Below are 24,229 nucleotides of genomic sequence, written 5' to 3' on the forward strand. Positions count from 1 at the left end.
CGTCGTCCCGGGGCGCGCGAAGCGCGAGCCCGGGACCCATAACCACAGGGAGTAGTTTGGCGAAGACGTCAGCATGTCCTCCGCGAGCGCAATCTGATATCTAGGCTCCGGATTCCACCGGGAGAAGTTTCATGCGCAAGATCCTGACCGTGCTGGCGGCGCTCGCCTGCCTCAGCCTGACCAATTGCGGCTACAACGCGATCCAGAGCCAGGATGAGCAGATCAAGTCCAACTGGTCCGAGGTGGTGAACCAGTATCAGCGCCGTGCCGACCTCGTGCCCAATCTCGTCAATTCGGTGAAGGGCTTTGCCCAGCAGGAGAAGGATGTTCTGCTTGGGGTCACCAATGCGCGCGCCAAGGTTGGCAGCATCCAGGCAACGCCCGAGGTGCTCAACGATCCCGCCGCGTTCCAGAAATTCCAGGCCGCGCAAGGCGAGCTCTCCAGCGCGCTGTCACGCCTTCTCGTCGTCACCGAAAACTATCCTCAGCTCAAATCGGATGCGTTGTTCAAGGATCTGATGTCGCAGCTCGAGGGCACCGAGAACCGCATCACGGTGGCCCGCAACCGCTACATCAAGGCGGTGCAGGATTATAACGTCACCATCCGCTCTTTCCCCACCAACCTCACTGCGATGATGTTCAGCTACAAGGAGAAGCCGAATTTCAGCGTGGAGAACGAGAAGGAAATCTCGACCGCGCCGAAGGTCGATTTCAACCCGGCGCCTGCGCCGTCGAAATAAGCGCGTTCGACCCCGATGCGCACCACGTCCTTCGCTGTCATTCCCCGCGAAAGCGGGGAATCCAGTACGCCGCAGCTTCTCCGTATCCCTCCGGCGTCTCTGGAATACTGGATTGCCCGGTCAAGCCGGGCGATGACAGTGAGGATGTTGCGCGCCTGTTCCGCCTTCGCACAGCGTGGCTTCCTCCTGCTTGCACTTCTCCTCGCCTTTGCCTTCACGGCCGCGGCCGACGTCGCCGTGCCGCAGCTCACCGGGCGCGTCGTCGACCTGACCGGGACGCTCTCGAGCGGCGACGTCGCGTCGCTGACCTCGCGGCTGCGGGACTACGAGAACCGCAAGGGCAGTCAGATCGCCGTCCTGATCGTGCCGTCGACACAGCCGGAGACGATCGAGCAGTATTCGATCCGCGTCGCGGATGCCTGGAAGGTCGGCCGCAAGAAGATCGATGACGGCGCGATCCTGCTCGTCGCCAAGAACGACCGGCACCTGCGCATCGAAGTCGGCTATGGCCTCGAAGGCGCGCTCACCGACGTGACCTCGCGGCGGATCATCGACGAGGTCATCACGCCAAAATTCCGGACCGGCGACTTTGCCGGTGGCATCTCCGATGGCGTTGATCGCATAATGCGTGTGATCGACGGCGAGCCGCTGCCGACGCCTCAGCGCAGCACGAGCTTTGCCCGCGACCTGAACGATCTCGGGTCCGTCGCTCCCTTCGCTTTGTTTGCCTCGCTGTTCGTCGGCGGCATCCTGCGCACGATGTTCGGCCGATTGCTTGGCTCGGTTGCGACCGGCGGGGTGCTTGCGGCAGTGGCCTGGTTCATGATCGGCTCACTGGCCCTCGCGATCGGCGTCGGTGCCATCGCCTTTATCCTGGCGTTCATCGCTGATCTTGCTCCGACATCAGGTTCGGGGAGGCGCTACTCGCGCGGCGGCTCCTGGTCGAGCGGTTCCTCGGGAGGCGGCTGGAGCAGCGGCTCGTCGTCCAGCGATAGCGGCAGTTTCAGCGGCGGCGGTGGTAGCTTTGGTGGCGGCGGAGCCTCGGGGAGCTGGTAGGTCATGAGCATCAAGCGCATTACCAGGCATCTCCTGCAGCACCAGTGGCGTGCCAAGCAGGTCTTCACCCCACGAGTGCTCGACCGGATCGAGCAGGCGATCAAGCAGAGCGAGACTACGCATTCCGGTCAGGTCCGCTTCGTCGTCGAAGGCGCTCTTGATGGCAGGCCGCTGTTCCGCAACCAGCCGGCGCGCGAGCGCGCGCTCGACGTCTTCTCGCATTTGCGCATCTGGGACACCTCCAACAACAACGGCGTGCTGATCTATCTCCTGCTCGCCGACCGCGACGTCGAGATCGTCGCCGACCGCGGCATCGACGCCAAGGTCGGCGCTGCGGGCTGGGAAAAGATCTGCCGCGAGATGGAGACCGAGTTCCGCGCCGGCCGGTTCGAGCACGGCGTGATCAAGGGTATCGAAGCCGTCTCTCGCGAGCTCGCGCGCCACTTTCCGCCGCGCGGCCCGCATCCGAACGAGCTGCCGGACAAGCCGGTGGTGATGTGAATTACCAGTCGTCCTGGCCTTCGCCAGGACGACTATTGGGGAAGCGTCGCGCTTCGCCTCGCAAACGGCGTCCTTGGCGCTGACGGGACGGTTAAGGCCATGTTAACCGGCCAATTCTGTCAGGCAAACAACGCCTTCGTCCGGCATCGAGGCCTGGTCCGTCAGTCCCGAACGCAATTTTGCGCTCGGGCCGCCACGCCGGTTCCATGATCCCGGCCCAATTCGGCCCCGGATGAGTTCCTAAAATTTCGGTAAGCGGGTCCAAGGGTAAGGATTTCGCAAGCAATGAAAGTTACCAAAAGGTCAACCTTGACTGGAGTATTTGAGCCGTGAGCGAAGCAATGCCTGAACAGGCCGCGGAATCGCAGCCCGCCGAGGTTTCGTCGGAGGCTGGCCTGGAGACGCGCGCCGACGTCCCGTCGATCGCGCCGGACCATGAGGCGCCCAAGCCGGATGGGCTGATGCCTGATGCCTCCGAGGTCGAAGCGCCGAAGGTCGAGCCGCCAAGGCTGGTGGTGCCCAAGCTCGACATGCCCAAGCCGGAAGAGCCCAAGCCGGAAGAGCCCAAGCCCGAAGAGTCCAAGGCTGACGCAGAGCCCAAGCTGCACGAACCCAAGCCCGAGTTGAAGCCCGGCAAGCTGGTCGTCATGGCACCCTCAGAGCGCAACTGGGATCGCGAGGAGCCGGAGGTCAAGCCGGAAGCGAGGGACACGGGCGGCAAGCGCCGGCTCTCGGCGATGGCTGCCGTCGTCGCGCTTGCAGCCGTTGTCGGGGCGATCAGCGGCGCGCTCGCGACCGCTGGCGTCATGCACTTTGCGGCGAACCAGGCTGCTGCGCCGGCACCGGTTGCCGACACCAGCGCGCTGGAAGCCTCCGTCGCGCGGATCGATGCCGATGTCGTTGCGCTGAAGGCCGGCCTTGATCACACCTCGAAGTCCGCGACCGGGCAGTTCAACAAGACCAGCGACCGCCTCGATAAGCTCGAGAAGGCGCAGGCCGAGCCTGCCGCCAAGCTCGCAAAGCTGTCCGAGGCCGTCGACAAGCTGCGCTCGGCGCAGGCCCCCGCGCCAGCGCAGACCGCTGCCGCGAAGGAGACCACTGGCTCGATCGCCCCGGCCCAGGTCGCCGCCGCGACGCCACAAACCCTTTCAGCACAGGCGGCCGCGCTGGCCGCAGCGCCGGCTACGGCTCCTGCACAGGCCGCGGTACCGCTCCCGGCGCCGAAGCCGGAAATCGGCCGGCTGCCGACGATCGAAGGCTGGCGCCTGCGCGACGTTGCCAATGGCGGCGCGCTGATCGAGGGACGCGACGGACTGTACGAGGTCTATGCCGGCGATCCCGTGCCGGGTCTCGGCCGGGTCGATGCGATCCGCCGCCAAGATGGCCGCTGGGTCGTCGTCACCAGCAAGGGTCTGATCGTCGCGCGCTAAGCCGTGCGGCTCCGAGCTTGAGGAAAGGCGCTTCACTGCGATGTGAAGCGCCTTTTTGCTTGAATAGGCCGATAGCGGCGGTGTTAGTGGAGGCATGAGCCATCGCCGTCTGCGAATTCTCGCCGCCCTCGTCGCGCTATGCAGTGGCGCGCTGTCGCTGTCGGCCGCCGAGAATGCAGGCCTGGATCGCGGCACGGCGATCACCGATCCGGAGCAACTGCGCAAGCTCGATCAGCACGATGTGCTGACGATCTCGCGCCTCTTGTGGCCGGAACGGAACGCCAATTTCCCGCTCACATCAGACATGCTGTTCGCATGGTTGCCGCAGCTTGCTCAGATCCGCCCCGCGATCGACGCCGAGTTCGAGCGCTACGTCGCGCGGCGCAAGGCGGAGGCGCCGAACGAAACCATCGGCGTCGGTGAAGGTTTTGATGTTCAACTGTTCGATCGCGCCAATCTCGATTCCCGTGATGCGCGCTTCGTGCTGGCGGGCATCGTCAACCGCATGGATCGCGCCTACGTGTCGGAGGCCTCCTGCGGCGAGGTCCGCCTGATCTACCGTCTTGTCCGTTTCGAGACGAACCCGGATGGCGGCAAGACCGCCTCGCGCCTGCCGATGACGTTCAACCTGGTGCTGAAGGCGCGTGACGAGCGGCAGACCGTGCCGAGCGGAAAGCCGGCGACCTGTGCGGAGATCGCGCGCCGCTGGCTCGCCAACGACGATCCGCTCGATCTCGTCAAGCAACTTCCGTTTCCCTACGATGCGATGCTCGACCGCATCGAGACCAACATCCAGATCGCGGTCATGCCGAAATCGGCGAGCCACGATTTCCGCACCGACTATCTTCTGAAGGTGTTCAAATACAATCCCGACACCAAGCTGTTCGAGGAGTCGACGCTGGAGAACCAGATCGATCGCGATCGCATCCTCAGCGACGATACGCTCAAGCGCGACTTCAGGGACTGGCTGCTCGCGCCCGAGCATTTTGGCGAGTTCGATCGCGGTACGGTGCTGATCCCGGAAAAATTCCTCGCGAAAGCTGCGATCGCGCCGACGCCGGCGGGGCTCGATGCATCACAGCTCCAGCCTGAATTCGGCCTGATGCAAGGCGAGGGCAAAGGCGATGGCGTTTTCACCGACGGCGATGTGGTCGGCGCGCTGAAGGCTGTCGCCGAGCGCGGCATCAGCTTGCAGAACATCCGTTCGGTGGCGGGCTTCCAGCGCCGGCTGAACGACATCACCTGCGCCGGCTGCCACCAGACCCGCGGCATCGGCGGCTTCCATTTCCCGGGCGTCGACTGGCTCGCTGACAAGCCCTCCACCATCGTGCCGGCCTCGCCGCATTTCTTCGGCGACCAGGTCCGCCGCCGCGACATCCTGACCGCATTTGCGGAAGGCAGGCGTCCCGACTTCTCGCGCGGCTTCGCCAGCCGGCCGCAGCTTCGCGGCAGCACCGAGCTTGCGGGAACCGAGTATCAGGACGGCTGGGGCGCCCATTGTTATTTGCAACCGTCGGGATCGGCCGGCACCGACAAGAGTTTTACGTCATGGACCTGCGCCAAGGGTCTCGCCTGCCAGGCGGCAGGCGCCTCACGTCACATAGGCATGTGCTTTGTGAAGACGCGTTAGCCAAAGCGACATTTGGATGACCGATGACGGACAGCAGCGAAGCCAACAAGGAGCGCAATCGCCAGATTGCGCGTAACGAGGAAGCCAAGCAGATCATGGGCAGCATCCGGGTCAGCACCTGGGCTGTTGCGGTGGCGGTCGTCATCGGTGCCATCGTGTTCGCGCTGATCTGGATCGCAGCGCGGTCATAGTTTCTCCCAGTTAAGACGCGTAATGCGCCAGCCGTTTACCCGGCAGCAGATCATACGCCGACCGCCAGCCGGGCAGTGCCGCCATGCGGCCGAGCCAGGCGTGGATGGCGGGATGGCTCTCTCCGAAATCGTAGCCGTGCTCGTCGCTCGGATAATGCAGATAGGCCATCATTGAAATATCGGCGACCGTCGGCTCCTCGCCAATCGCAAATACGTTCCCCGCGAGATGCTGATCGAGAATGCCGAGGAAGTCGTCGAGCCGCCTGCGGAAATGCTTTAGCACCTGCGGGTCGCCATTCGGCGTGAACGTCCGCATGAAGCGATAGGTCGCCATGTAGCCGGTGAGCTTGTGGTTGTCCCAGAACAGCCAGCGCAGCAACTCGAACTTCTCCTCTGCCGTCCCGCCGCCGAAGCGGCCATATTGCTCGGATAGTTTCAGCAGGATCGGTGCGGTCTGCGTCATCTTCACGCCGTCGATCTCGAGCACGGGGATCTCGCCCATTTCGTTGACCGTCTGCCGCCACTCCTGAGTGCGCGTGATGCCGCCGGCAAAGTCGGTCCACACCGGCTCGAAGGTCTCACCGCACAGCGTGAGCATCAGCGCCAGCTTGTAGCTGTTGCCGGATTCGGGGAAGTAGTGCAGGCGGTAGCTGGGCATGGGGGCCTCACAGGACGATGGCGGTGAATGCAGCGTTGGCGTAGCGCCCCTTACGCCACCGCCCCCGATGCGCGCAGCGTCTTGATCATGGCCTCGTCGTATCCCGCCTCGCGCAAGATATCGTCGCTGTGCTCGCCGACCGCCGGCGGCTTGCGCGGCTGGACCTTCCTCGTGCCGTCGATCCAGATCGGGCTATTGATGGTCAGCATGGTGTCGTTCTCGAACGGCACCAGCACCTCGTTGTCGAGCATCTGCTGGTCGTTCGGGATGTCGTCGAGAATCCCGACCACGCCGAACACCAGCCCGTTGCCGTCGAGGATCTTGCGCCATTCGGCGAGGTCCTTGGTGGCGAACACCTCGTCGAAAATCTTGATCAGTTCGACCGAGCGCGCATGACGGTCCGGCTTGGTGGCAAAGCGCGGGTCGGTGATCAGATCCTCCCGCTCCATGCAGCGCGCGAGCGTCGGCCATTGCCGGTCTTCGTTCAACAGCGAGAGGATGATCCAGCGGCCGTCCTTGCACTGGTAGTGGTTGGTCACCGCGTTCAGCGCGCGCTCGCGCGGGCGCCGCTCGCCGAACTTGGCGCCGCAGAGTTTTGCCTGCGCCAGCACGCTGGCCGCCCACACGCCGTTCGCCATCAGGTTGGAGGCGACATGCGCGCCCTTGCCGGTCTTCTCGCGCTGATAGAGCGCGGTGACGATCGCGCTGTAGAGCGCCATGGCGCAGGGATGATCGCCCATGCCGGCGACCGAGCGAGCCGGCGTCGTGTTGGTGTCGGCGCGCACGAGGTCCATCAGGCCGGAGCGCGCCCAATAGGCGTTGCTGTCGAAGCCGGGCTTGTTGGCCTCCTCGCCCTTTTCGCCGTAACCGGTGAAGGAGGCGTAGATCAGCCGCTCGTTCAGGTGCGCGAGATGGTCATAGGTGATGCCGAGTTTCAAGCGCACCTGCGGTGGCATGTTGGTGATGAAGACGTCACTCTCGGCGACCAGCCTGTAGAGCACGGCCTGCGCGTTCGGCTTGGTGAGGTCGAGCGCGAGGCTCTTCTTGTTGCGCGCTTCCAAGAGCCAGGCGAAATTGTGCTCGCTGGCGGGATAGCCCGGCAGATTCGGCAGATTACGGTAAGGATCGCCCATGCCGGGCGGCTCGATCTTGACCACATCGGCGCCGAAATCCGACAGCACGGTCGCGGCAGCGGGCGCCGCGATGAAGCTTGCGCAATCCAAAACCTTCAGGCCGTCGAAAATGCCCTTCTGCATCGTGCCGCCGCTCCCGCTCTTGTTGTTTCCCGCACGCTGGAATTAGCGCGTGCTGATCTGTCGGTCATTTGACTGATGTTTTGGCGGGATGCAACGGCGCAGGCAGTGGCTACTCCTCCCCCGCGAGCAGGGCAGCGTTGCCGCCGGCTGCGGCGGTGTTGATGGTGACAGTCTGCTCGGTGGTGAAGCGCGTGAGATAATGCGGGCCGCCGGCCTTGGGGCCGGTTCCGGACAGACCGTTGCCGCCGAACGGCTGCACGCCGACCACGGCGCCGATCATGTTGCGGTTGACGTAGACATTGCCGACCGACAGCCGTTCGACGATGGCATCGACCGTGTCGTCGATGCGCGAGTGGACGCCGAGCGTGAGCCCATAGCCGGTACGATCGATTGCACCCAGCACTCGCTCGAGATTTTCGGCGCGGTAGCGTACGACATGCAGGACGGGACCGAACACCTCCTCGGTGAGCTGCCCGCTATCGGCGAGCTCGAAGATGTGCGGCGCCACGAAGCAGCCCTCGGGCGCACTGCCAGCAAAATGCAGTCGCGCCTCCGTCTTCATTCGGGCAATGTGCGCGTCGAGCCGCTGCTTGGTTTCGCGGTCGATCACCGGTCCGATATGGGTCGCAACGTCGCTGGGGTTACCGATCTTCAACTCGCGTGCGGCGCCAGCGATCATCTCGATCATGCGGTCGGCGACGTCCTCCTGCACGAACAGAAGCCGCAGTGCCGAGCAGCGCTGGCCGGCGGAGCGGAAGGCGGAGGTGACGACGTCGTCGGCGACCTGTTCGGGCAGCGCGGTGGCGTCGGCGATCATGGCATTGATGCCGCCGGTCTCCGCGATCAGCGGCACGATGGGGCCGTCCTTGGCGGCGAGCGTGCGATTGATCGATCGGGCGACCTCGGTCGAACCGGTGAACACGACGCCAGCGATATCGGGATGCGCGGTCAGCGCGGCACCGATCCGGCCGTCGCCGGTGACGAGCTGCAGCGCGTTTGCGGGAACGCCGGCCTCGTGCAGCAGGGCTACGGCCTCGCGCGCGATCCGTGGGGTCTGCTCGGCGGGTTTTGCCACCACGCCGTTGCCGGCCATCAGCGCCGCCGTCACCTGTCCGAGAAAGATCGCGAGTGGAAAATTCCACGGCGAGATCGCGACAAACACGCCGCGACCGCGCAACGCCAGCACATTACTCTCGCCGGTCGGACCCGGCATCGCCTCGCCACTGCCGAACAGCTTTCGGCCCTGAGCGGCGTAGTAGCGGCAGAAATCGGCGGCTTCGCGCAGCTCGGAGAGTGCGTCGTCGAGCGTCTTGCCGCCCTCGCGCTGGAGCAGGGTGATGAAATAGGGAGCCCGCTGCTCCAGGAGGTGCGCGGCCTGCTCCAGCGCCGCCGCGCGGGTGCCCGCAGACGTCCGGCTCCAGGCCGCAAAGCCCGCGCGCACCCCTGAGACCGCCGCGTTCGCCTGCTCGGGCGTGGCGTCGGCAACGGGCTTGAGATCGGTTGGCTCGGCCGCGGTGTCGGCCAGCAGGCGATCAAGCGCCGCCCGCTCGCCGAACTCGACGCCGCGTGAATTGCGCCGCTCCGGCGCGAACAGCTCGCGCGGCAGCGGGATCTTCGGGTGATGCGCAGCTTGCGGCTTGCCAATGATGTCAGCGGGGCGTTGCAGCAGGGCGGTCATCGCCACGCGATAGTCGGCGGCCAGCGCCACGAAGGACGAGTTGGCGCCGTTCTCCAGCAACCGGCGCACGAGATAAGCGAGCAGGTCGCGATGGCTGCCGACCGGCGCATAGGTGCGGCAGGCGAGCTTTGGCTGATCCTGCGTGAGCTGCTCGTAGAGCGCCTCGCCCATCCCGTGCAGGCGCTGGAACTCGAAGCTGCCGCTATCGCCGGCAAGCTCCAGCACGGTCGCAACGGTCAGCGCGTTGTGGGTCGCAAATTGCGGGAAGATACGCGGCCGCAACGCCAGCAGCCTCGAGGCGCAGGCGACGTAGTTGAGGTCCGTCATCGCCTTGCGGGTGAAGACCGGATAGCCGTCGAGCCCGCGCTCCTGCGCGCGCTTGATCTCGGTGTCCCAATAGGCGCCCTTGACCAGCCGCACCATCAGTTTGCGGTCGTGCGCGCGGGCAAGGTCGTCGACATAGTCGATCACGGCGACCGCGCGCTTCTGATAGGCCTGGATGGCGAGGCCAAAGCCGTCCCAGCCGGCGAGCGAGGGATCGGCGAGCGTCGCGGCGATCACGTCGAGCGACAGCTCCAGCCGGTCGGCTTCCTCGGCGTCGACGGTGAAGTTGAGGTCATAGGCCTTGGCGCGCCGGGCGAGCTCCAGGAGCTGCGGCACCAGCTCCTTCATCACGCGACCCCGGCTGATTGCCTCGTAGCGCGGATGCAGGGCCGAGAGTTTGACGGAAATGCCGGGACGGTCGGGCAGGGGACGTTCGCCCGCCGCCTTACCGATGGTTGCAATCGCACTGGCATAGGCATCGAAATAGCGCTTGGCGTCGGAGGCTGTGCGCGCGCCTTCCCCGAGCATGTCGAAGGAGTAGCGCGGCTGCTCGCCGGAGCGGGGCCGGGCACGCTCCAGCGCCTGCTCGATGGTCTCGCCGAGCACGAAGTGGTTGCCCATCAGCCGCATCGCCTGCCGCGTCGCGGCGCGCACCGCGGGCGCGCCCAGCCGCTTTACCAGCCGGCCGATGGTGCCGTCCGGCATCTCGCCGGGCTGGATCACCCGCGCCGACAGGCCGAGCGCCCACGCCGAGGCGTTGACCAGGAATGCGGTGGATTTGGTCTCGTGGTGGACGAAATCGCCCTCGCCGAGCTTGTCCTCTATGAACTGATCGGCGGTGCGGGCGTCGGGCACGCGGAGCAGGGCTTCGGCCAGGACCATCAACGCGAGGCCCTCCTTGGTCGAGAGTGCGAACTCGCGCAGCATGTCCTCGACCCCGCCGAGCCGATCATCACGCTTGCGGACCGCCTCGATCAGCCGCGTGGCGGTGCGGTCGATCCGCGCCTCCTGGGGCGGGGTGAGGTGCGCGGTCCGCAACAGCGGGGCGGCGATCTCGGCGTCATCGGGCGCGAAGGGCGCACTGAAGGGGAAGGAAGTGTTCGGCATGGCGTGTCCTGTGTCGGCTCAAACCTAATCCGCGCATCGCCGTAGTTCGATAGACAAGATAGCGATTTTGCCTTAGAAAATAAAGCAAGTAGGCCAATTTTTAGCGGATATTATGGATCTTGATAAAATCGACCGGAGAATCCTTGGGATCCTCCAGGAGGATGGGCGAATCGCCAATGTCGAGCTCGCCGAGCGCATCGGCCTGTCGCCGACCTCGATCGGCGAGCGGCTGAAGCGGCTCCAGCGCGAGGGTTTTGTCGAAGGCTATGGCGCGCGGCTCAATCCGCACCGCCTGGGGCTCGGCCTACTGGTGTTCGTCGAGGTGCTGCTCGACAAAACCACGCCGGACAATTTCGAGCGGTTCGCGCGCGCAGTGAAGCTCGCGCCCGAAGTGCTCGAGTGTCACATGGTTGCCGGCGGCTTCGACTATCTTGTGAAGGCGCGCCTTCCCGACATGGCCGCGTACCGGCGCTTTCTCGGCGAAACCTTGCTGTCGATGCCGGGCGTGCGCGAAACGCGCACCTATGCGGTGATGGAGGAGATCAAGCGCGACGCACCTTTGCCGGTCGGCTGAAACGTGCCGTCGCGATTGTCGGGGAGGTCGTGTCGATCAGGGGTCTTTACGCGCAAAAAAGCCCACCCCTCGCGCAATCGCAACGCTTGTCGTCGAATGCACTTGATCGTCTTCTAAATTTTTTTGGCCCGTGCTCCCGGATCCGATCCGGGAGGCGGCGAAATGCCGGAGGGCTTATACCTTGAGGTTTTCTGCGGACGTCTTGCCCCGGTTTGCGATCTCTTCATATTCCACCGTCTGACCTTCGTTCAGGGTGGACAGACCGGCTTTCTGGACTGCCGAGATATGCACGAACACATCCTTGCCTCCCGACGCAGGCTGGATGAACCCATAACCCTTCGTCGGGTTAAACCACTTGACCGTACCTTTGGGCATCACGTCTTCTCCGCGGGACTTTCCTCCACAAGCACGAGCCGCCAGTCCCCGCAAACCGGCCGGCTCGGTCGAAGCAGGATACACCGGAATGTTACGGGCTTGGTAGCTCAAACCATGCCGGTTTCTTGCGGAAATTCGCTCAACTTCGCGGCGGTTTTGCCGGTTTTGCCCGTTTCGCGGTCATTTGACCGGCCGGCGGCGGGCAGCCTGTCAATAGGTCGCGGCGAGATAGTCGACGATTTTGCCGACGTCGGCATCGTCGATCGGCGCGCCATAGACCTTGATCATCTTGGTCACCTCGGCCTGCCAGAAGGCTTTTCTGTCCTTCATCGGTGGCTGGGTGCTGACGTAGTCGGCCGAGTGGCAGGCCGTGCAGTTGTTCTTGACCACGTCGAGATTGGGCCCGGGCTTGAAGGCGGCGACCTCGTCCGGATTCTGGTAGCCGATGGGGGCGGCGGTGGCGGAGCCATGTAGGCCTGCCGCGAGAGCGAGCGTGAGGAGAGCGGTGCGCTTCATCGTCATTCTCCTTCAGGCGACCGTGACACGGACGGTTTCGACGACGTTGCGCAAATAGCCGGCCGGGTTCCAGCGCGGCGTGTCCGGCTGGGTTTCGCCGCCATTGCTGGTCGCACGCACCTTCAGCTCGACCGGGCCGGCCGCGAGCTTCACCGGCAGCTTCCATTCGCGGAAGGAGTATCTGCCGAGATCCTTGCCGAGCTTGGCCTGCGTCCAGTTCTTCCCGCCGTCGGTCGAGACCGAGACCTCCTTGATGCCCGTGCCGCCGTCGAAGGCGATGCCGCGCAGCGTCGTGCGGCCGGCCTTCAGCCTGGCGCCGTCGGCAACGCTGGTGATGAAGGAGCGGATGGTGAAGCGGTTGATCGGGATCGTCGCCTTCGGCGCAGTTCCCGGCTCGACGCAATTGCAGGGCGTGTCGGGGATGCGATAGGCCGACTTCATCCAGAAGCCGTCGTAGACATTGTCGATGACGGTGATCTCGTTGAGGTGCTTGACCCAGTAGGTGCCGTAATAGCCGGGCACGATGAGGCGCAGCGGGAAGCCGTTGAGGAACGGCAGGTCCTCGCCGTTCATGCCATAGGCCAGCATCACCTCGCCGTCGGTCGCATGATCGATGTCGAGCGCCTTGACGAAATCAGGCGTCTCGTCGCTGACCGGGCCGTCCATGCCGTTGAAGGTGACCTGCTTGGCGCCGGCCTGCACGCCGGCCATCTCGAGCACGGCCTTCAGCGGCACGCCGCGCCAGCGCGCATTGCCCATCGCGCCGTTGCCGAGCTGACCGCCGGCGACGCGCGGATCGGAGAAGCCGCGGCTGTTGCCCGAGCACTGATTGACGGCGACGATCTCAGCCGCCTTCATCTTGCGGATGTCCTTCAGTGACAGCTTGAGCGGCTTGTCGACCTTGCCCTTGACCTCGAGCGTGAACTTGTCGGGATCGAGATTGTAGGGCAGGTCGGAGAGATGATAGCGGACGAAGAACGCGTTGTTCGGCGTGAGCGGGCCGTCGTTGAAGATCGCGAATGGCGTCTCGAGCTGCGGAGGCCGGCTGGTCAGGCCGATCATCGGCCGCTTCTGCGGATATTTCACCAGCGGCCGCTCGCCATTGGCGAAGGGCAGCGTGACGGTGTCCAGCGCCAGCGCCTTGGTCGAGCTCAGTGTGGCCGCCACTGCGGCAAGTCCCGCTCCCTTGAGCAGGTCGCGTCTGTCGATCATCGTCTCCCTCCGGAGCATTTCGGTCGAGTCGCGGTCATCACCGCTGGCCTCGCGATCATCTGTCGCATCGGCGGGTGCGAAGTCAATTCGTGCTTTCGCAGCGTGACCACGACGCTGCATCGCAGCATGAATGCGCGGCGTCAGGCCGCCGCGCGCTCGTCGCGGTCGACCAGGCCGCCGAGCTGCCTGGCATCGGCGATAACGCGCACGGTCATCGGCTCGTCGCGGCCGCGGATCGCGACCTCCTGCTGCGGCAGCGCGTCCTCTGCAAGACCGGCGGTGCGGCGAACTTCGTCGGAGGCGATGGCTTCGCAAGCGAGCGCCTTGGTCATGTCCTGCAAACGCGCCGCGACGTTGACGGCGTCGCCGAGCGCGGTGAACACGATGTGATCGCGATAGCCGATGTCGCCGATGATCACTTCGCCGCCGTGAATGCCGATGCCGAAGCGGATCGGATCGCGCAGGTCATGGCTCAAGAGCTCATTGAGCTCGTCGACATGCTTGGCAATGCTGCCTGCCGCGCGCAGTGCCTGGCGGCAGGCGGTTTGCGGATTGGCCGCGAGGCCAAACAGCGCCAGCATGCCGTCGCCGACGAACTGGTTCGGCTGGCCGCCATTCTCGATTACCGCCTGCGAGACCGCTCCTAAGAAACGGTTGACGATGAAGACGGTATCGAAGGGCAGACGCTTCTCGGCGAGCTGGGTCGAGCCGCGCATGTCCACGAACAGGCTGACGAGATAGCGCTCCTGGCCAATCCGCGCCGGCCCTGAACCTTCCATGCTCGCCGCGGTGTGCGGCGTGAACAATTGGAAGAAGGAGAGATCGCAGGTCGGCCGCAGCTGGCAGGCGAGGCGAATCGAGGGATCGGTGGTGCCGACGCGCGCAAGCACGAAGGCTTCGCGCTGCGACGGCTCGGGGAGGATGCCGTGATCGCCGATCACGCGGATGCGGCAGGTCGAGCAGCGCGCGCGGCCGCCGCAGACGCTGGCATGCGGCACGTTGTGGCGCAGGCTTGCCTCGAGCACGGACAGGCCCTTCGGCACGCGCACCGTCTTGCCGTTGCCGTAGGACAGCGCGATCATGCCGCCGCGCCGCTCGCGCAAGCCCCGCACGCCGCGCGCGAGCAGCACGATGCCGAGCAGGCCGAGATAGCCGAACGTCAGCCCGCCGGTGATGCGGTTGAGCGTGCGGTCTTGCGCGACGGTGCCGACCTGGCGCTGGGTGAGATTGGCCGCGCGCCAGTCCGCATCGTCGCTGTCGGCGGCGACGCTGCGTCCGCCCTGATAGATGCCGAGCATCGCCAGCGTCGGGATCAGCACGGCCGCGGAGAGCAGCCAGGGCGCGGCGCGCTGGAAGAACGGCTTCATACGCAGCCAGAAATAGAGCCCGATGCAGCCATGGACCCAGGCGACGATGAGCAGGATCGTCATCTGCCACAGCCGGGTGGAGGACGCGACGAAGAACAGGTAGAGCTCCTGCGGATAGAGCTTTTCATGTCCATACAGCGTGTGGGCGAGCCGCACGCCGATCAGATGCGCCATCACCAGCGCTGGGATGCTGAGGCCCAGCACGAGCTGGAGCGGCTCGACCGTCTTCCAGCGGAACTGGCGGCGCTGATAGAGCGCGAAGACGCCGAGCCCGGCATGCACCAGTGCCGCGGTGTAGAACAGGATCGCGACCGGCAGGAACTGCCAGAACAGGACATGGTAGTAGACGCCGGCCTGCATAGCCTCGACGGAGATATTGCCGAGCGCATGGTTGAGGAAATGGCTGACCACATAGCTAAACAGGATGACGCCGCAGACCAGTCGCACCTGGCGAACGCCGGTGCCGCGGAACAGTTCGGAAAATCGTGCAAGAACGGTCGCCATGATTCGGTTTGTATCAGCTCGTCATGTAGATCAGCCATCGTAGAGTTTAATTCCAGCCGAGAACAGCTCGCCCGATCACTTGCGCGGCATGGGGCTGCATTGTCTCGGTCGTCGTCCCGGATCTGCGCTTCGCGAGCCCCGGGACGACAGGGGAGAATGAGGCGCCGTGTCCCCCGCATTGACTCCCCCTCCCAAGTCGGGGAAAAGCGCGCCCGTGACGACAGCCCCCGACATGACAGCAAAGCCCGACGGCGCCGCGCGCCGGCACCTCATCATCGCCGCGCTGGTGATCGCGGCAATGACGGCTTTGCGCATCGTCTATGCCTCGATGCTCGAGCTGCGCACCGACGAGGCCTATTACTGGACCTGGTCGAGGGAAGCTGCGCTCAGCTTCCTCGACCATCCCCCCGGCATCGCCTGGCTGATTCGCTTCGGCACCGCGATCTTCGGCGACACCCAGCTCGGCGTCCGCTTCGGCGGCATCGTGGCGATGTTAGTCACGCAGTGCCTGCTCGCCGACATCGTGCGACGCATGACGCATGACGTTCGCGCGATCGTGTTCGCGCTCTTGATGCCGGAGGCGGCGCTCTATTACGGGCTGCTGATGTCCAAGGTCGCACCTGACGTCGCGATGATCCCCGTCGCGGTCGCGATGTTCTGGTCGCTGGTGCGGCTGACAGAGAGCGGCGACGGCCGCTGGTGGCTCGCGGCCGGATTGTTCGCGGGGCTCTCGCTGCTGTCCAAGTTCACCGCCATCATGTTCCTGCCCGCCGTGATCGCGTTCGTGCTGGTGCCGGATTGGCGCTGGCGCTGGCTGCGCAGCCCCTATCCCTATCTCGCCATGCTGGTTGCGATTGGCGTGTTCTCGCCGGTCCTGATCTGGAACGCGCAGCACGACTGGGCCTCGTTCCGCTTCCAGGGCGTGCGCGCGACCGCCAATTACGGCGTCTCCTTGCGCACCATCGGCGATTATATCGGCCTGCAATTCGGCCTCGTCGGCTTCGTCATGCTGCCGGTGGTGCTATCCGGCCTGACGCTGACGGCGTGGCGCGGCTACCGCACGCGCGAGCCGGTCGCTATCCTGCTTTCGACCGCGGTGCTGGTGCCGTTCCTCTACTTCCTCTGGAAATCGCTCACCTTGCGGGTCGGTGACACCTGGCCGATGTTCATGTGGCCGGTCGGGTTCGCCGCTGCGGCCATCAATCTCGCGAGCTTGCAGCGCGAGGGCTGGTCCGAGCGGATGATCCGATCGGCAAACTTCTGGGCCGATACGGCCGTCACGACCGGCATCGCCTTCGTCGTCGTGGTGTTTCTCTACTACGTCGTGGCGCCCTGGAATCTCCTCGGCAGGATTGATCCGATCGGCGCCGAGGCCGGCTATGAGCAGGTCGCTGCGCGCGCGCAAGCGCAACTCGACAAGACCGGGGCGACCTGGATCGCGACGACCGACTATCGCACCTACGCCATGCTGCGCTGGCTGTTCCGTGGCCGCGTGCCGGTCATCGAGATCAACGAACGCGGCCGCTTCCAGGATTTTCGTGATCCCGGCATGGACCGCATCAGTGGGCATGCCGGCCTCTATGTCGGACGCGAGCCCGACAATCATCTGCCGCTGTGGAATGCATTGCCGGTCACTCGCGAGCCGCTCGAACAGGTCGACCGCCGCTGGCGCGGCCTCGTCATGGACACCTACGCGCTGGAGAAGCTCACCGGCTGGACGCCTGAGCTCTCTCCGCCAAAGGACTCGCCGCTGTTCCAGTGGCGTGTGCTGGCGGGCGAAATGCGAAAGACGCGCACTCGCATAGTTAGGGACGCGACGGCCTCTTCCCTTCTCCCCTTGCGGGAGAAGGTGGCGCGAAGCGCCGGATGAGGGGTCTCTTTCCGCGAATTCAAGTCGTGAGAGATGCACTCGCGGAGAAAGACCCCTCACCCGTCTCGCCGCTGCGCGGCGAGCCACCCTCTCCCACAAGGGGAGAGGGTGCAGCGTGCGCGTGGCGCGAAGCGCTACTCCTCGTCTTCCTTTTTCCGCAGCAGATCCGTCGCAAGATCCGACAGCTTCGGCTGCGGCAGTGCTGCGAACGGCAACGGGCGCGTGACGTCGATGGCGGCGAGGCCAAGCCGCGCCGTCAATAGTCCGTTGAGCACGCCTTCGCCGAGGCGTTGCGACAGTTTTGCTGCTATCCCGTGGCCGAGCATCTGCTGCACCAGGCTGTCGCTCGCGGCCATGCCGCCGGTGATGGCGAGGTGGGCGATGACGTGGCGCAAGAGCCGGATCATGCCAAGCGCACCGGGGCGGCCGCCATAGAGCCGCGCGAGCTGGCGGATCAGGCGCAGCGAGGCCACGAACACGAACAGCACATCGATCAGCGCGCGAGGGCTCACCGCGGTGACGATCGAAACCCGCTGCGCGGCCGATGACACCAGCCGCCGCGCTTCCGCATCCAGCGGCGTCATCAGCTCGCGCTCGGCGAGGCGGATCATGTCGGCGCCGTCGATGATCTCACCGGCGTGGTTTTGCAGCGTCGCGCGGGCGCGTGCGAGCTGTGGGTTTTGATGCGCGATGCGCAGCAGATCCTGCACGATGACGCGGCTCTCGGCGCGGTTGTCGCTGGCGAGCACGCTTGTCGCGCGCTGGTGCAGCTTCTCGATGGTCGCGAGCCGGGCAAGACCGAACGCCTCGCGTCCGACCACGACAGCGAGTGCGAGCGTGGTGACGAAGGCGAGAGCGAGACCGACGATGCCGAGGCTCTCGCTCCGCGCAAAGAGATCCTCGATCAGATGGACGACGCCAAGCCCGACCCCGAGCAGCGTCAGCCCGGCAAGGCCCGACCAGAACAGCGTGCCCCAGGGGAAGCCGCGCCGCACCACGACCGGCGTCTCGACCGGCACGGGCAGCGCCAAGGGATCGGGCTCCGGCGTGATCTGGATCGCGGCGCGGCTGAGTCGTCCGGGCTCATCGGCTTCGGTCACGACGACGCCCGGGTCATCCAGGCGGAACGTCGCGGGCCGCCGCTGCTCGTGTCGCTCGTTCATTCCAACCTGTCTCCGATCAGGAACTGCAAGGCACGGTCAAGGCGGATGTGAGGCAGCGTCGGCTCCTCAGCCCCCTCGCGCTCGAGCTTTGGCGGGCGGAAGCGCAGGAAACGGAAGTCGCTCGTCTCAGCAGCGGCAGTCGAAAGCCCGCGGAATGATTCGGCGCCGTTGAACAGCGCTTCCGGGTCGGCAGGCAGATCGCCAGGGAAAGTCGCCACTTCAGTACTGCCGTCGAAAAGTTCGCCATTGGCGCTTTCGCCCGCGGTGGGCGTGCCGAGAATGGATGGCAGTCTGTCGCGTCCGCGCGCAACCTGCGCCTCGCGCGTCGCGCGGACGGCCGCGAGCGCCACCACGTCGACCTCGGCGCCGGTGCTTTCAGCGCGCGCCACAGCCCGCGACACCGCGCGCCGCAACACGGCCTCGAGGCGGTCGTGACTGGAGTGATGCAAATGATCGGCCTTGGTCGCTGCGAACAGGATGCGATCTATGCGCGGGCGGAACAGGCTGGAGATAAAGGTGCTGCGTCCGATCCGGAAGCAATCCAGAATGCCGGCGAGCGCGGCTTCGAGGTCATGCAGCGCTTCGGGGCCGGAGTTGAACGCGGCGAGCGCATCGGCCAGCACGATCTGGCGGTCGAGCCGGGCAAAGTGGTCGCGAAAGAAGGGGCGCACCACGACGTCCTTGTAGGCCTCGTAGCGGCGTACCATCATCGCCCACAGCGATCCCTCCGGCGCCTGTCCGCCCGTGGGCACATCAAGCGGTGCAAAGGTCAGCGCCGGCGAGCCGGCGAGACTGCCGGGCATCAGGAAGCGGCCGGGCGGCAACAGGCTCATGGCAAAGCGCTCGTCGCGGCAGGCGCGCAAATATTCGGTGAACAGCCTTGCGGAGGTCAGCGTTGCCTGCTCGTCCTCGGCTGCCTCGGGCTCGAGCGTTGCCAGATGCGCGTGCCAGTCGGCCGCCGGATGCGCCCGCGGCGCCGCGCGCGACAGCGCCAGACTCTCCGCCGACCATTGCTCGTAGCTCTTTTGCAGCAGCGGCAGATCGAGCAGCCACTCGCCGGGATAGTCGACGATATCAAGCGTCAGGTTACGGTCCGCGCCGTTCTGGCGCTGGTAGTCGATGACGAGGCGGAGCTCGCTGATGTCGACGGTGGAGTTCGGCCAGTGCCGGTCCTCGGTCAGCGCGCGCAGATGGTTTTCGTAGTCGAAGCGCGGCACGGCATCGTCGGGCTGCGGCGCGAGTTTTGCACGTGCGATGCGGCCGGAGGCAAAGGCCTCGAACACCGGAAACCGGCCGCCGCGCGTCAGCGCATGGATCAGCGCGGTGATGAACACGGTTTTACCGGCCCGCGACAGGCCGGTGACGCCGAGCCGGACAGTCGGATTGAAGAAGTGCTCGCCATAATCGAGCAGCGCCCGGGCCGACAGGCGCGCCTCTTCGACCATATCCTGGAAGCTGAATGCCATGGGGGAGGAGGGATCTCGTGCCGGCGGAATAGGCAGATTGGACTAGTCACAAAAGTGGCAACTGCTTGAGGAAAATCAAGCTTCATACTTCCACCGCGTTTTCGGGTGAACCAGCCTTTGAACGCCTCGCCGACCACGAAAGACCCACATAAGAGTGCCACAGCGTCGCCTTCGGACTGCCATGACCGTTTTTAGACTGAAAGAACTCGCGTCGACCTCCGTCCATGCCGCAGCCGACGTCATCGGCTGGGACTATGACCGTGCCGAGCTGATCGCCGACGGCGTCATCCATGCCATCGGCGTGCTGACGGGCATCGTCGCGGCGTCCGTTCTGGTGGTGCTGGCAGCGGTCAATGCCAGCGCGGTCGACATCGTCGGCGTCTCGATCTACGTCGCCGGCCTGCTCTCGATGCTGGTGCTGTCGGCGACCTATAATCTGTGGCCGGTGTCGCCGGCCAAATGGATATTGCGGCGTTTCGACCACTCGGCGATCTATCTCCTCATCGCTGCGACCTACACCCCGTTCATCCTGGAACTAAAGGACAGCACCTTCGCGCTGGCGCTGCTCGTCGGTGTCTGGTGCGTGGCGATCCTCGGCATCGTGCTCAAGCTCGGCTGGCCCGGCCGGTTCGACCGCGTCGCCGTCGGTATTTACCTCGCCATGGGCTGGAGCGGCCTGATGCTCTACGACGCCGTGGTCAAGGCGCTGCCGACCATGGCGCTGTGGTTCGTGGTCGCGGGCGGCGCGCTCTATTCCTTCGGGGTGATCTTCCACGCCTGGCGGCGCCTGCGTTTCCAGAACGCCATCTGGCACGGCTTTGTCTTGGCCGGCGCGGCGTGCCATTATACCGCGGTGCTCGATCTCGTCCTGAGCTGAGCGCGAACAGAAGCGGTATAAGCGGCATAAGAGGAGACGTCGGATGCAGGTGACCGGCAAAGTCGTGGTCGTCACCGGCGGCGCCAATGGCATCGGCAAGGCGCTGTGCGAGGTGTTTCATCAGGCAGGCGCGGCCAAGGTCGTGGTCGCGGATATGGAGGCCGCCGGCGCGCGCGCAGTGGCGGCCACCGTGAACGGCGCCGCCTTCAAATGCGACGTCGCCCAGGAAAAGGACATCGCCCACGTCATCGACGAAACGGAGCGGCAGTTCGGCCCGATCGAGCTGTTCTGCTCCAACGCCGGCATCGGCGGCGGCTTCGATCCCTTATCAGTGAACGCCGGCGGCTCGTCGGATGAGCCCTGGCAGCGGAGCTGGGCGATCCACGTCATGGCCCACGTGTACGCGGCGCGGCACCTCGTCCCGCGCATGAAAGCCCGCGGCGGCGGCTATTTCCTCAACACGATCTCGGCCGCGGGCCTGCTCTCGCAGGTCGGCAGCCCCGCTTATTCGACAACGAAGCATGCAGCGGTGGGCTTTGCCGAAAACCTCGCGATCTCGCACAAGGCGCACAACATCAGGGTGTCCATCCTCTGCCCGCAGGGCGTCGATACCAACATGCTGCGCGCGATCCCGAAGGGGCCGCAAAGTGGCGACGGCGACCTCTCGCCCGAGCAGGTCGCGAAAGACGCGCTCGCCGGCATCGCGCAGGAGACGTTCCTGATCCTGCCGCACGCGCAGGTGCTCGGCTACATGCGCAAGAAGACCGAGGACTACGACCGCTGGATCGGCGGCATGGCCAAGATCCAGGCCAAGATGCGGGAGGAATTCGGGAAGTAGGGGGATGCGCAGCCACAACTGACGCCGTCATGCCCCGCGAAAGCGGGGCATCCAGTACGCCGCGGCTTTTCCGTATTCGTCACGGCCTCTGGAATACTGGATCGCCCGCTCCAGTGCGCAATTGCGCACAAGGCGGGTGATGACACCGAGAATCTGGCGAGCCGTTTCAACAATCTCGTCATTGCGAGCGCAGCGAAGCAATCCAGACTGCTTCCGCGGTGGCACTCTGGATTGCTTCGTCGCTTCGCTCCTCGCAATGATGATGGGTTAAAGCGCAGCCTAATTCTTCGCGTACAGCAGCGGCACCGCCGAGTCCACGACGACCTCGACGAGGCTCGTGCCGTTGGACGTGAGAGCGCGCTTGAGCGCATCCCCAAGCTCCGCCGCCTTCGTCACCCGCATCGCGTCGCAGCCCATGCCTTCGGCGAGCTTGACGAAATCGATGCCGGGCAATTCCAGCCCCGGCACGTTGCGCACCTGCATGACCTGGCTGAACGAGCGCATGGCGCCGTAGCCGGAATTATTGATGACGACGACGGTGAGCGGCAGCTTGCGCTGCGCAGCAGTCCATAGCGCCTGGATCGAATACATCGCCGAGCCGTCACCGATCAGGCACACCGTGCGGCTCGTCGGTTTGCCGAGCGCCATGCCGACGGAGGCGGGCAGTGAGTAGCCGAGCCCGCCGCTCGACATCGTGTAAAAGCTGTCCTGGCCGCGCATCGGCATGAACTTTTGCATCGCGGGCCGGTGCGAGGGTACTTCCTCGACCAACGAGCTGCCCTCCGGCATCGCTTCGGACAGCGAGTGCAGAAGGAACTCGACCGGCAGCGGATCGGCCGCTTTTGGCGCTGGTGGAAGTGTGCGGCCCTTTGGCGTCGCGCGCTTGCTCTCCGGCAGCAGGTCGAGCAGCGCGCTCAGCGCCGGCTTCATGGTCGCGACGATGCTGGCGCCGACCGGCGTCACGGCGGCGGCATCCGGATCGTCGGTGATCTGGAATATCTGCGTGCCCCCGTCGAAGATCGACGCGTGGCCTTCGACATGGAAGGTGAAGACCGGCGCGCCGATCACGACGACGAGATCGTGCGCGCGCAGCGCATCCGAGAGCTGGCCGGGCGAGGCATGCAGAAAGCCCGCAAACTGCGGATGGCGCTCCGGAAACGAGCAGCGCGCCGAGAACGGGCTCACCCAGACGCTCGCCTTCGCCTTCTCCGCGACGCGTACCATCCGATCGACGGCGCCGGCGCGGTCGACGCCGGGGCCGACGACGAGGGCAGGGTGCTTGCTCGAATTGAGCGCGGCGACCAGCGCCGTCATCGCCTCCGGCTCGGGCCCGAGTTCGCGGCTGACCTTGCGCGCTTCGACCGGCGTCGTCGCATGGGTCCAGTCGTCGATCGGGATCGAGACGAAGGTGGGCCCGCAGGGAGGCTGCATCGCGGTGTGATAGGCGCGCGCGATCGCGGCCGGCACGTCTTCCGCGCGCGCCGGCTCGACGCTGTATTTGACGTAGGGCCGCGGGAATTCGGACGCGCGCTCGGCATAGAGGAACGCCTGCAACGGCAGGATCGAGCGCGCCTGCTGGCCCGCGGTGATCACGAGCGGCGTCTGGTTGCGATGCGCGGTGTAGATGTTGCCGAGCGCGTTGCCGACGCCGGCCGCCGAATGCAGATTGACGAAGCCGGCGTTGCGCGTTGCCTGCGCGTAGCCGTCGGCCATGCCGACGGCGGAGGCTTCCTGGAGCGCCAGCACATAGTCGATATCGTCGGGCCAGTCGCTGAGGAACGGCAACTCGGTCGAGCCGGGATTGCCGAACACGCGCCTGATGCCGAAGCCACGCAACAGGTCGAGCGTTGCCTCCTTGACGGAGACGGATTTGCTGCCGGATTTTCCGTTCTTCGCCACTGTTTCCGTCCCTTGTTGTTTATTGAAGCTCCCTGCCCCGCTCGTCATTGCGAGCGAAGCGAAGCAATCCAGACTGCTACCGCTGTGATAGTCTGGATTGCTTCGTCGGTGCGCTCCTCGCAATGACGAGGAGAGTGTATCACCACACCGCCGTTCCCTTCATCGTCGGCTGTCCTTCCGCATTCGCCGTCCACAGCTCGAGGCCGGCGTCGGTGTCATTCGCGTTGACGGAGAACTCCGTCCCCTCGAACAGCGGCTGTACGCCGCGATAGCTGAATTTCTTCGGCGCCTTGCCGCCCCGCATCTTCGCCGCCATCTCGATGATCAGCGCTGCCTGCAATGGCCCATGGAAGATCAGGCCCGGATAGCCCTCGACCTTGGTGACGTAGTCGCGGTCGTAGTGGATGCGGTGGCCGTTGAAGGTCAGTGCGGAGTAGCGGAACAGCAGCACGGGATCGGAGACATGCGTCTCGCGGTGCTGCGCCTTGGGCGGCGGAGGCGGGGCCTTCGCGCCGCCGGGCTGGCTGCTTGTCATCGCGCGATAGACGATGTCCTGCCGCTCGCGGATCGCGACCCCGCGCGGGGAGGTAATGGTGTGCTCGACCGCGACGAAGCACAGCGTGCCGGTCGAGCCGGTCTTCACCGTAACGTCGGCGATGCGCGAGGTCCGGGTCGAGTCATCGCCGACGCGCAATGGCTCGAGAAATTCGATCTCGCCGCCAGCCCACATCCGGCGCGGCAGCGGCACCGGCGGCAGGAAGCCGCCGCGGGTGGGGTGGCCGTCGGGGCCGAGCATCGACATCGGAAACACCGGCTGCGCCAGGCACCAATGCACCGTGAACGGCGCGGCATCGCCGGATCTGGGCTCGCCGACCTCCTGGAACAGCGTTGCGCGCAGGCCCTTGACGAGCTGTGCGGTGACGGTGTCGGTGGCCTCCTGGGTGCGGCCGATCCATTGCCGCAAATGATCGATGTCGAGCTTCTCGGTCATGACGCC

At 65.4% G+C, this 24,229-nt stretch carries 21 protein-coding genes; 10 read left to right on the forward strand and 11 right to left on the reverse strand.

Translation table 11 applies throughout. The annotated features are described in order from the left end of the window. Positions 1 to 131 precede the first annotated feature (131 nt). The 6 genes from NLN62_RS24665 to NLN62_RS24690 all read left to right on the forward strand — a co-directional run bounded on the left by NLN62_RS24665 (position 132) and on the right by NLN62_RS24690 (position 5,548). A complete protein-coding gene (locus tag NLN62_RS24665; protein ID WP_254110538.1) occupies positions 132 to 740 on the forward strand; it encodes a LemA family protein in 609 nt (202 codons plus the stop codon). Positions 741 to 872: 132 nt separating this feature from the next. Then, on the forward strand, positions 873 to 1,796 hold the full coding sequence (locus NLN62_RS24670; RefSeq protein ID WP_035665082.1) for a YgcG family protein: 924 nt from the start codon (positions 873 to 875) through the stop codon (positions 1,794 to 1,796). Between the two features lie 3 nt (positions 1,797 to 1,799). Beyond that, positions 1,800 to 2,297: a TPM domain-containing protein gene (locus NLN62_RS24675; RefSeq protein WP_027527939.1), complete on the forward strand. Its 498-nt coding sequence runs from the start codon at positions 1,800 to 1,802 to the stop codon at positions 2,295 to 2,297. 341 nt (positions 2,298 to 2,638) lie between these two features. Further along, positions 2,639 to 3,727, forward strand: a complete 1,089-nt coding sequence (locus NLN62_RS24680) for a hypothetical protein (RefSeq protein ID WP_254113656.1) — start codon at positions 2,639 to 2,641, stop codon at positions 3,725 to 3,727. Positions 3,728 to 3,821: 94 nt separating this feature from the next. Then, positions 3,822 to 5,357 carry a hypothetical protein gene (locus NLN62_RS24685; protein WP_027527937.1) on the forward strand — a complete coding sequence of 512 codons (1,536 nt, stop codon included), beginning with the start codon at positions 3,822 to 3,824 and terminating at the stop codon, positions 5,355 to 5,357. Positions 5,358 to 5,380: 23 nt separating this feature from the next. Next, positions 5,381 to 5,548 (forward strand): hypothetical protein, encoded by a 168-nt coding sequence (locus NLN62_RS24690; protein ID WP_254110539.1) that lies wholly within the window; start codon positions 5,381 to 5,383, stop codon positions 5,546 to 5,548. Positions 5,549 to 5,558: 10 nt separating this feature from the next. Here the strand turns inward: NLN62_RS24690 and NLN62_RS24695 are convergent, their stop codons facing one another. The 3 genes from NLN62_RS24695 to putA all read right to left on the reverse strand — a co-directional run bounded on the left by NLN62_RS24695 (position 5,559) and on the right by putA (position 10,571). Next, positions 5,559 to 6,206: a glutathione S-transferase family protein gene (locus NLN62_RS24695; protein WP_254110540.1), complete on the reverse strand. Its 648-nt coding sequence runs from the start codon at positions 6,204 to 6,206 to the stop codon at positions 5,559 to 5,561. A 50-nt stretch (positions 6,207 to 6,256) separates the two neighbouring features. Further along, complete coding sequence (locus NLN62_RS24700) at positions 6,257 to 7,462, reverse strand: CaiB/BaiF CoA-transferase family protein (RefSeq protein WP_254110541.1); 1,206 nt, start codon at positions 7,460 to 7,462, stop codon at positions 6,257 to 6,259. 109 nt (positions 7,463 to 7,571) lie between these two features. Then, on the reverse strand, positions 7,572 to 10,571 hold the full coding sequence (putA, locus tag NLN62_RS24705) for a bifunctional proline dehydrogenase/L-glutamate gamma-semialdehyde dehydrogenase PutA (RefSeq protein ID WP_254110542.1): 3,000 nt from the start codon (positions 10,569 to 10,571) through the stop codon (positions 7,572 to 7,574). A gap of 112 nt (positions 10,572 to 10,683) precedes the next feature. Here putA and NLN62_RS24710 point away from each other — a divergent pair, with 112 nt between their 5' ends. Beyond that, a complete protein-coding gene (locus NLN62_RS24710; protein WP_027527933.1) occupies positions 10,684 to 11,145 on the forward strand; it encodes an Lrp/AsnC ligand binding domain-containing protein in 462 nt (153 codons plus the stop codon). Between the two features lie 174 nt (positions 11,146 to 11,319). On the opposite strand, the gene NLN62_RS24715 is transcribed toward NLN62_RS24710, so the two are convergent. From NLN62_RS24715 to NLN62_RS24730, 4 genes are all read right to left on the reverse strand, one after another. After that, entirely contained in the window at positions 11,320 to 11,520 is a 201-nt protein-coding gene (locus tag NLN62_RS24715; protein WP_027527932.1) for a cold-shock protein, read from the reverse strand. A 210-nt stretch (positions 11,521 to 11,730) separates the two neighbouring features. Continuing rightward, entirely contained in the window at positions 11,731 to 12,036 is a 306-nt protein-coding gene (locus NLN62_RS24720) for a sulfite:cytochrome C oxidoreductase subunit B (RefSeq protein ID WP_027527931.1), read from the reverse strand. Between the two features lie 12 nt (positions 12,037 to 12,048). Beyond that, positions 12,049 to 13,248, reverse strand: a complete 1,200-nt coding sequence (locus NLN62_RS24725; protein ID WP_254110543.1) for a molybdopterin-dependent oxidoreductase — start codon at positions 13,246 to 13,248, stop codon at positions 12,049 to 12,051. A gap of 140 nt (positions 13,249 to 13,388) precedes the next feature. Beyond that, complete coding sequence (locus tag NLN62_RS24730) at positions 13,389 to 15,119, reverse strand: adenylate/guanylate cyclase domain-containing protein (RefSeq protein WP_254110544.1); 1,731 nt, start codon at positions 15,117 to 15,119, stop codon at positions 13,389 to 13,391. Between the two features lie 232 nt (positions 15,120 to 15,351). On the opposite strand from NLN62_RS24730, the gene NLN62_RS24735 reads away from it, so the two are divergent. After that, on the forward strand, positions 15,352 to 16,989 hold the full coding sequence (locus tag NLN62_RS24735; protein ID WP_254113659.1) for a glycosyltransferase family 39 protein: 1,638 nt from the start codon (positions 15,352 to 15,354) through the stop codon (positions 16,987 to 16,989). A gap of 134 nt (positions 16,990 to 17,123) precedes the next feature. Here the strand turns inward: NLN62_RS24735 and NLN62_RS24740 are convergent, their stop codons facing one another. Both NLN62_RS24740 and NLN62_RS24745 read right to left on the reverse strand, forming a co-directional pair. Beyond that, complete coding sequence (locus NLN62_RS24740) at positions 17,124 to 18,152, reverse strand: YcjF family protein (RefSeq protein WP_254110545.1); 1,029 nt, start codon at positions 18,150 to 18,152, stop codon at positions 17,124 to 17,126. Continuing rightward, positions 18,149 to 19,618, reverse strand: coding sequence for a YcjX family protein (locus NLN62_RS24745; RefSeq protein ID WP_254110546.1), 1,470 nt, complete (start codon positions 19,616 to 19,618; stop codon positions 18,149 to 18,151). Before NLN62_RS24745 ends, NLN62_RS24740 begins: the two co-directional genes overlap by 4 nt. Before the next feature lie 181 nt (positions 19,619 to 19,799). Between NLN62_RS24745 and NLN62_RS24750 the strand changes: the two genes are divergently transcribed. Then, positions 19,800 to 20,495 carry a hemolysin III family protein gene (locus NLN62_RS24750; RefSeq protein WP_254110547.1) on the forward strand — a complete coding sequence of 232 codons (696 nt, stop codon included), beginning with the start codon at positions 19,800 to 19,802 and terminating at the stop codon, positions 20,493 to 20,495. 43 nt (positions 20,496 to 20,538) lie between these two features. Then, complete coding sequence (locus tag NLN62_RS24755; protein WP_254110548.1) at positions 20,539 to 21,333, forward strand: SDR family oxidoreductase; 795 nt, start codon at positions 20,539 to 20,541, stop codon at positions 21,331 to 21,333. A 279-nt stretch (positions 21,334 to 21,612) separates the two neighbouring features. Here the strand turns inward: NLN62_RS24755 and mdlC are convergent, their stop codons facing one another. Together mdlC and NLN62_RS24765 are read right to left on the reverse strand one after the other, a co-directional pair. Further along, positions 21,613 to 23,232, reverse strand: a complete 1,620-nt coding sequence (gene mdlC / locus NLN62_RS24760) for a benzoylformate decarboxylase (RefSeq protein WP_254110549.1) — start codon at positions 23,230 to 23,232, stop codon at positions 21,613 to 21,615. Positions 23,233 to 23,371: 139 nt separating this feature from the next. After that, complete coding sequence (locus NLN62_RS24765) at positions 23,372 to 24,223, reverse strand: MaoC family dehydratase N-terminal domain-containing protein (RefSeq protein ID WP_027528736.1); 852 nt, start codon at positions 24,221 to 24,223, stop codon at positions 23,372 to 23,374. Positions 24,224 to 24,229 lie beyond the last annotated feature (6 nt).

It is taken from the genome of Bradyrhizobium sp. CCGUVB23, assembly GCF_024199885.1.
Lineage (GTDB): Bacteria > Pseudomonadota > Alphaproteobacteria > Rhizobiales > Xanthobacteraceae > Bradyrhizobium.

What these genes read in the sequence shown, in the direction of transcription:
- NLN62_RS24665 (WP_254110538.1), top strand. Translation starts at nt 132, where the DNA reads ATGCGCAAGATCCTGACCGTGCTGGCGGCGCTCGCCTGCCTCAGCCTG.
- NLN62_RS24670 (WP_035665082.1), top strand. Translation starts at nt 873, where the DNA reads ATGACAGTGAGGATGTTGCGCGCCTGTTCCGCCTTCGCACAGCGTGGC.
- NLN62_RS24675 (WP_027527939.1), top strand. Translation starts at nt 1,800, where the DNA reads ATGAGCATCAAGCGCATTACCAGGCATCTCCTGCAGCACCAGTGGCGT.
- NLN62_RS24680 (WP_254113656.1), top strand. Translation starts at nt 2,639, where the DNA reads ATGCCTGAACAGGCCGCGGAATCGCAGCCCGCCGAGGTTTCGTCGGAG.
- NLN62_RS24685 (WP_027527937.1), top strand. Translation starts at nt 3,822, where the DNA reads ATGAGCCATCGCCGTCTGCGAATTCTCGCCGCCCTCGTCGCGCTATGC.
- NLN62_RS24690 (WP_254110539.1), top strand. Translation starts at nt 5,381, where the DNA reads ATGACGGACAGCAGCGAAGCCAACAAGGAGCGCAATCGCCAGATTGCG.
- NLN62_RS24695 (WP_254110540.1), bottom strand. Translation starts at nt 6,206, where the DNA reads ATGCCCAGCTACCGCCTGCACTACTTCCCCGAATCCGGCAACAGCTAC.
- NLN62_RS24700 (WP_254110541.1), bottom strand. Translation starts at nt 7,462, where the DNA reads ATGCAGAAGGGCATTTTCGACGGCCTGAAGGTTTTGGATTGCGCAAGC.
- putA (WP_254110542.1), bottom strand. Translation starts at nt 10,571, where the DNA reads ATGCCGAACACTTCCTTCCCCTTCAGTGCGCCCTTCGCGCCCGATGAC.
- NLN62_RS24710 (WP_027527933.1), top strand. Translation starts at nt 10,684, where the DNA reads ATGGATCTTGATAAAATCGACCGGAGAATCCTTGGGATCCTCCAGGAG.
- NLN62_RS24715 (WP_027527932.1), bottom strand. Translation starts at nt 11,520, where the DNA reads ATGCCCAAAGGTACGGTCAAGTGGTTTAACCCGACGAAGGGTTATGGG.
- NLN62_RS24720 (WP_027527931.1), bottom strand. Translation starts at nt 12,036, where the DNA reads ATGAAGCGCACCGCTCTCCTCACGCTCGCTCTCGCGGCAGGCCTACAT.
- NLN62_RS24725 (WP_254110543.1), bottom strand. Translation starts at nt 13,248, where the DNA reads ATGATCGACAGACGCGACCTGCTCAAGGGAGCGGGACTTGCCGCAGTG.
- NLN62_RS24730 (WP_254110544.1), bottom strand. Translation starts at nt 15,119, where the DNA reads ATGGCGACCGTTCTTGCACGATTTTCCGAACTGTTCCGCGGCACCGGC.
- NLN62_RS24735 (WP_254113659.1), top strand. Translation starts at nt 15,352, where the DNA reads ATGACAGCAAAGCCCGACGGCGCCGCGCGCCGGCACCTCATCATCGCC.
- NLN62_RS24740 (WP_254110545.1), bottom strand. Translation starts at nt 18,152, where the DNA reads ATGAACGAGCGACACGAGCAGCGGCGGCCCGCGACGTTCCGCCTGGAT.
- NLN62_RS24745 (WP_254110546.1), bottom strand. Translation starts at nt 19,618, where the DNA reads ATGGCATTCAGCTTCCAGGATATGGTCGAAGAGGCGCGCCTGTCGGCC.
- NLN62_RS24750 (WP_254110547.1), top strand. Translation starts at nt 19,800, where the DNA reads ATGACCGTTTTTAGACTGAAAGAACTCGCGTCGACCTCCGTCCATGCC.
- NLN62_RS24755 (WP_254110548.1), top strand. Translation starts at nt 20,539, where the DNA reads ATGCAGGTGACCGGCAAAGTCGTGGTCGTCACCGGCGGCGCCAATGGC.
- NLN62_RS24765 (WP_027528736.1), bottom strand. Translation starts at nt 24,223, where the DNA reads ATGACCGAGAAGCTCGACATCGATCATTTGCGGCAATGGATCGGCCGC.